Here is a 6,637-nt window from a genome sequence, read left to right as displayed (position 1 = left end):
AGGAGCCTTACCTCCCTCATTACCTTTTAATAACTATATTTGATTATACCTGGCGCCAAAGAACACAGGAAAGGATTATTCACCTTTGTCGTTTGCGTGGCTAATCTTCCCTGTTCGTCGTAGGTTTTTTCGATCATGGCCAGAAGTTCCCGCGATGACAGTAAGTATTCCCCAATCTGTCTGCGGTTACCGGAAAATGTGTGTTCGAAAGTCCGGTTGGCTTTGTCTTCAGAATCATACCAGGTTTCGAGATTCAGAACATTGTTTTTGTACCCGTATTCAACACGGTACAGTAGTTTATTCTGGCCGTCCAAATAACGCTGACCCATTTTTTTGCCATCCTTATATTCGTGAGCAAGCGACCGTATCAGGGTTTTGGTACCAGAAGAAATTTGATTGCTATATGTTTTTTCCAACGTTACTATACCGTCTGTGTATTCAAACTCAGTTTCGTTGGTTAGAGCCCAGCTATCTTCGTAAATTCTGCTGAAGGTTGCGGTGTGTGTCAGCCGTCCGGATGCATCATATGTATATTCGACGTAGCCATAAATGTCCATCGTTGCGTTGCCAGTTCTTGCAATATTTTCAATCTTCGTTAGTTTTCCCGTGGCATTATAGATGTATTTATCCTCGTTCATGATCTCCTTACAATTGGCATCTATACAACTGGTCTTTTTCTGCACTTGCGCTTCGTCATTGTACGCGGCAAGTTTAGGTTCGATTCCAAATTCGGATGGCTCGTCAGGCTGGCAGGAAATCAAAAATGGTAAAAGGAGTAGTAGGGTGAAGAGGTTTTTCATAAGGATGTGAGTTTAGCTATGCAGTCAGGATGCCATTTCACTGTAAATGGTTGGAAATGTGAGGCTTGCTTTGTAAATATTTCTCTCACTACCGCGGCAGAGCAAAAGCCATGACGAACCCTGATGGGTTTTCTTTTGTGCCCCCTACAGAAAGTGCTACAAATTGCTGCCCACCTGCCATATACGTGCACGCGGTGGCATTGGCCACCCCGGGTAATTGGATCTGCCACAGAAGCGAACCGGTTTTTTTATCCAATGCTCGAAACATTTGGTCATTCGTGCCTGCGATGAATATGATACCTCCCGCCGTCACGATTGGTCCGGCGGAGCCTTCCTGGCCTGTCTCCGCAGTACCAGGAGTTCGATGTTTTTCGCTATTGCCCAGCGTTATCTGCCAGGTATATTCTCCGGAATTGAGATTGATGGCACTTAATGTTCCCCAGGGTGGTCGGAGCGCAGGGTTGCCTTGAGGATCACGAAAATGGCCATATGCAGTCAAATTCAGATATTTGTCCGCTCCCGCCTTGGTTTGACCGGTTTCTTGCTTGGTCACCTTTGCACTGTTTTGTTCCCGTTCGTATAAGAACGCAATGATTCCTTTTTCTTTTCCGCGAACGGCTGTCGCGAATGCAGGCATTTTACCACCCCCTTTTTTAATCTTATCCAGTGCAGCTTCTCTGGTCATCCTGTTTTTCAAGCCGATCAACGAAGGATAATTGGGCTCGTCTCCGTTCTTGTCTTTGCCATGACAACTCACGCAGTAGGTCATATAGAGGGCCTTCCCTTGCTGAAAAACAGTCTGATTTTGTGCTTCGAGTTCGGGATCCACTTTTTTTATCGTTTGTATCTCAGGTGAATCATTTGACTTGACATAAAGAATGCTCGTGCCCGGATCATACGCGGCACCTCCCCATTCGGCACCACCCCGAGTGCCCGGTAACATGAGGGTTCCTTTTAGGTCCGGAGGTGTAAAAAGCCCCTCATAACGCATGGAACGGAATTTTTTCACAATTGAGTCATGCCCAGCCGCTGAGTAATTCGTCAGATCCTGCTCGGTCATCCATTGCCGGGCAAATGGTTTTGGTATCAAAGGAAACGGCTGAGTTTCGGCCGTTTTTTCTCCCGGAATCCGCGAGGCAGGCACTTTTCGTTCTTCGACAGGAAACAATGGTTTGCCCGTTTCCCTGTCGAAAACAAAAACAAAACCGTGTTTGGTCACTTGCGCCACAGCGTCGATTTGCATTTTGTCCCGCTCCACTGTGACTAGGTTCGGTGGGGCCGGAAGGTCATAATCCCAAAGATCATGATGGACGATCTGGTAATGCCATATATACTTCCCGGTTGCTGCGTCCAGCGCTACAACACTATTGCCATAAAGATTATCGCCGATCCGGTCCGCGCCGTAGAAATCATATGAGGGCGAGCCTAGTGCCAGAAACACCATTCCTCTTTTGGTATCTACGCTCATCCCGGCCCAGTCGTTCGCTCCACCAGCATATTTATACGCGTCTTTGGGCCAGGTTTCATAGCCGGGTTCACCTGGGAGAGGTATAGTATGAAACGTCCAGACAAGCTTTCCCGTTTGACAGTGATATGCTCTGATATACCCCGGCTGCGCCCCATAAAGTTCTGATACTTCGGCACCCATAATAAGCAGGTCTTCAAACACAATACCCGGCGATGTGGGAATCACGGATATGGTTTCCGGGGCGTCGCGCAAACCAATGTTCATGCTTACGCGCCCTTCAGTGCCGAATGTGGGGATGGGCTTTCCCGTTTCTGCATCAAGCGCAAAAAGTATATCTCCGCCAGTAACTAGAATGCGTTTGTCATCTCCCTTTTCCCAATAAGTCACACCACGGCTCACCCCACCTCCTTCTGCCCCGTCAAAGGGATCGAATGACCAGAGTTGTTTGCCCGTCGCTGCGTCCAGAGCATATACCCAGTGTTTGGCAGAAGTAATATACATCACGCCATCTACAATGATTGGGTTGCATTCGCTGCTGCCAGGCCGCGCGCCCTCTTTCATATCCACGAAGGAAGAAGTCCAGGCGGGGATCAGGTTGTGAACGTTTTTTGTGTTGATCTGATCCAGAGGCGAAAAACTGGTACTTGCCTGATCCGCCTTGTAGATACTCCATGATCGATCATCACCGCGTCTGTTTTGCATAGCCGCAAAAACGACGAAAGCGATAGCGCCCAGCAATAAGAAAGTTCTGCCAAATAACTGATCTATTGATTTCTTTCGAAATGTCATCGACGCTGGAACGAATAGAGAGGTGACTTTTGGAATAAAGATGCCTGCGGGTTTATTTTACTTGATTAATTGATGAGCAAGGGGTTGCGTGAAGTGCTTTACTCAGTTTTGTAGGTTGTTAATCGAAGTTGGCGAATAGTTAATCGTCTGTGATGGTCTGCGTTTCCTCTGATTATAATGTAACAAATTCAGTTCCTTTCTGTATAAATGAAACCAACATGTTGCGAATATGTGGCTACCGTCGGAGATGGTAATTTATATGATTTCGTGTTTTTAAACTACGGAAAACTTGAAACCAAAAACTTCGAACATCACAGCAAGTCAAGAATCCAGCCTAGCGCCATCACACCCGCTAAACCGGTGACCGAAACCAGCGTTTCCATAATGGACCAGGTTTTTAGTGTGTCTTTCATTGAGAATTGGAAATACTCCCGAAAGAGCCAGAAGCCGGTATCATTTACGTGAGAGAACATCATGCTGCCGGCTCCGATACTCAGTACCATCAGATTTGGATCTACACCCGTTGTTTTGAGTAATGGGTACATAAATCCGGCAGTCGTGATGCCAGAAACTGTTGATGATCCGACGCATACCCGAAGCAATGCCGCCATTCCCCAGCCCAGTATATATGGATGTACCGTCGAGTGTTCCATCATCGCGGCGATGGATTGATTAACGCCGCCATCTGTTAGAACCTGCTTAAACGCACCTGCACCACCAAAAATCAGTAACAACATGGCAATATCTTTGATGGCATCTGTTAGCAGATTGGTCACCTCCTGCATCGACTTGCCGCGTTGCAATCCCAGGGTGTAAGACGCGAGAATGACAGCCAAAAACATGCTGATGATAGGCTCACCTAAAAACATTAGCACTTCTTTTATCCATGATCCGGTAGGCAAAAACGGGCTAGCCACTGTGCTTATTCCAATTAACAGCAAAGGGAACAACAGGGTAAAGAAACTGGTGAATGTTGACGGCGCTTTGTCATAATTCATATCCGCAGCAACGAATGCCGGATTTGGCAAAGTAGTATATTTTTTCAGCGTCGACCCGAACAATGCGCCGGATACTAATATGGCCGGAATGGAAATCATGATCCCGTAAAAAAGCGTGGTGCCCATTGAGGCGTCAAACTGTTTAAGAATTGCCAATGGGGCAGGGTGGGGTGGAAGGTATCCTTGAGTGACTGACAATGACGTCAGCATCGGCAGGCCGATATACAAGGCTGGTAACTTATAGCGATAGGCCACTGTAATCACAACCGGGGTCAGCAACATAAATCCAACGGAATAGAATAATGGCAGGCCCACAATAAACCCGGTGATCATAAATGCCCATCGGGCATTTGAAGTCCCGACAACCTCAATCAATTTAAATGCAATACGTTCAGCAGCACCGCTCTGGGCCACCAATTTGCCAAGCATAGCGCCTAATGCAATGATGGCCGTAATGGATCCCAATGTACCGCCAATACCTTTTTGAACCGATTCGACAATCGCGAGAGAAGGAAGCCCGAGCGCCAGGCCCACTCCAACAGATACGGTTAGAAAAGACAGAAAAGGATTTAATCGAACGATAGAGATGAGGGCAATCAACGCCAGAATACCAACCAGTGTAATCGTTAAAGACATTCGTTAATTCTTAAAAAATCCGTGATCTGTTTCAGTAGCTAACAAGCTAGAGGACACGAATAATCTACTTGTTTGCTGTTCCTGTTTGTCTCGGGAAAGGCTATCTGACCACAGAGTGGTTCTGATTTTTTTCAGATACATTTTGCTACGATAATGTAACTCCTTCCGACTTTCTACAACCAGGCATTTGTGATATTATTATATGAAAGGGTATTTTCTGACCATATCAACTCTGAAAGGGTGAAATAGTGCAAACGGGCTTTAAATCCCTAGGTTTATCGCAGGGTTTTATCGATTAAGAGCCCGACAAATCTTAATCTGGAAATTTTTAAGGTAGGAAAACATGTCAATGGTAGCTTTCTCCTCGATTTGTTTAATAGTTTCTTTTCTTTGTAATATTGGTTTTCCAGATAATGTACACTTTATGAGATTCCTTACCACCAGCATTTTTATTTGGTTCATCACATTCGTTGCTTTTGGCCAAAACATATCAGTTCCCACGTTACATACATCCTCAGACAACCTAACCATGTATTTGGATGGTCAAAAGGATGAATTTAATGGTGTTAATAAAATTGGTAACCAATTCAATTACGGCTTTGTGGTAAAGAATGATTCTGCTGTGTTTAGACTGGTATCAGAATTAGACTCAATATCGGTGACACTCAGACCGCGGAAAAATACAGTCTTTAAAATTGTAAGGACAGCTAAACAGGACACGGTAACCTGTATTTTCACGATGCAGAAGTTAGTCAAACCAGCATCTTTCAGTGATCAATATAAATCTGAAAATAATGGGAAAATTATTATCGAAATTCCAGAAGTGTATGAGCTTGTCAATATTGTCTTTGCGCTTACCGAATATGGCAAGACGGGTGCGATCAATAAAGACACGGATTATTATAAAAAAGTAGTTGAACATTTTTCACCATACAGTCGGGACTCTGTTGTGCTGGCTGTTGACTCGCTACTAAAAGTTTCTTCAAGCTTTTTCTATCCTCACTTAAAGATGGATAGTTATGCATTTGTGTTTTCGGGTAATGAAATCATCAATGGAGGGATCTACGATCGCGTAAGCTGGGGAGAAAAAAATGAGCTCGAATTCTATATCCCACTTCTGCAGGCATTCGCTCTAAAGTCAGGGTTCAGAGCTTTTTACAAAAGTCAGCAAACTTATTATTCAGTCCTTAAAAATGATTATGAAAAGAATATAAATATAGCTGATATGAAAATATGGCTCGAGAAACAATTTCCCGGTACCAGGTATTCCGCCACAAAAGTTATTTTTTCTCCGTTGGTTGGTTGGAATCAAAGTGCCAATTTTTTTAATGATAATGGTTTTACCGAGTCTCAGGCACACGTCAACTTTCCATTTGCAAATGAGGACGATAAAAGGCTACCTGCCCATGTTTTTACAGGGAAACGAATGATTATCGCATTCACAGAAATTAATCATGGATATCTGAATCCCGAAGCGGAAAAATATGGCAAATTGATAAATGATACTTTTAAAAATTTATCTGAATGGATCTCCCCGGGAAAACCATCTTCCACATACGACAATGCTTTGATTTGTTTTGAAGAGTATATGAACTACGCCTTGGTCTCACTATACTATTCAGACATTTTTGATAAAAAAACAGTTGGCACGCTAAATGCCGAGATAGAAAGAAATATGGTTGACTTCCGTGGTTTTCAAAGATTCAGAGAATTTAATCAGGAATTGCTACGCTTATTTAAGTCAGGAAAGCCTACTCAAACTGTTGCTGATTTGTATCCGGCTATCATAGATTGGGCATCAAAGCAAGGTCGTTAAATACCTTATTTTTAGTCTTTTTTTTGTTGTTCGGAAACGTTTCGCTGACCGAGGTTGCTGATGATTATTTTTGAATACAATCTATGTTAGTCCCACTCGGGCACACCCATTGAGTCAATCAACCATAACC

At 44.1% G+C, this 6,637-nt stretch carries 4 protein-coding genes; 1 reads left to right on the top strand and 3 read right to left on the bottom strand.

Features of this window, described 5'->3' with window-relative positions; genetic code table 11:
• Positions 1-26 precede the first annotated feature (26 nt).
• From AC1XUD_RS05160 to AC1XUD_RS05150, 3 genes are all read right to left on the bottom strand, one after another.
• A complete protein-coding gene (locus AC1XUD_RS05160; RefSeq protein WP_483359894.1) occupies positions 27-800 on the bottom strand; it encodes a hypothetical protein in 774 nt (257 codons plus the stop codon).
• An 88-nt stretch (positions 801-888) separates the two neighbouring features.
• Positions 889-3,057, bottom strand: coding sequence for an outer membrane protein assembly factor BamB family protein (locus AC1XUD_RS05155; protein ID WP_483359893.1), 2,169 nt, complete (start codon positions 3,055-3,057; stop codon positions 889-891).
• Positions 3,058-3,368: 311 nt separating this feature from the next.
• Positions 3,369-4,691: a gluconate:H+ symporter gene (locus AC1XUD_RS05150; protein WP_483359892.1), complete on the bottom strand. Its 1,323-nt coding sequence runs from the start codon at positions 4,689-4,691 to the stop codon at positions 3,369-3,371.
• Positions 4,692-5,115: 424 nt separating this feature from the next.
• On the opposite strand from AC1XUD_RS05150, the gene AC1XUD_RS05145 reads away from it, so the two are divergent.
• On the top strand, positions 5,116-6,507 hold the full coding sequence (locus AC1XUD_RS05145; protein ID WP_483359891.1) for a DUF4932 domain-containing protein: 1,392 nt from the start codon (positions 5,116-5,118) through the stop codon (positions 6,505-6,507).
• Positions 6,508-6,637 lie beyond the last annotated feature (130 nt).

This window comes from Dyadobacter sp. HNCC25DJ184, assembly GCF_056895215.1.
The sequence above is the reverse complement of the archived record's forward strand: the minus strand, read 5'-3'. Positions and strand labels throughout refer to the sequence as shown.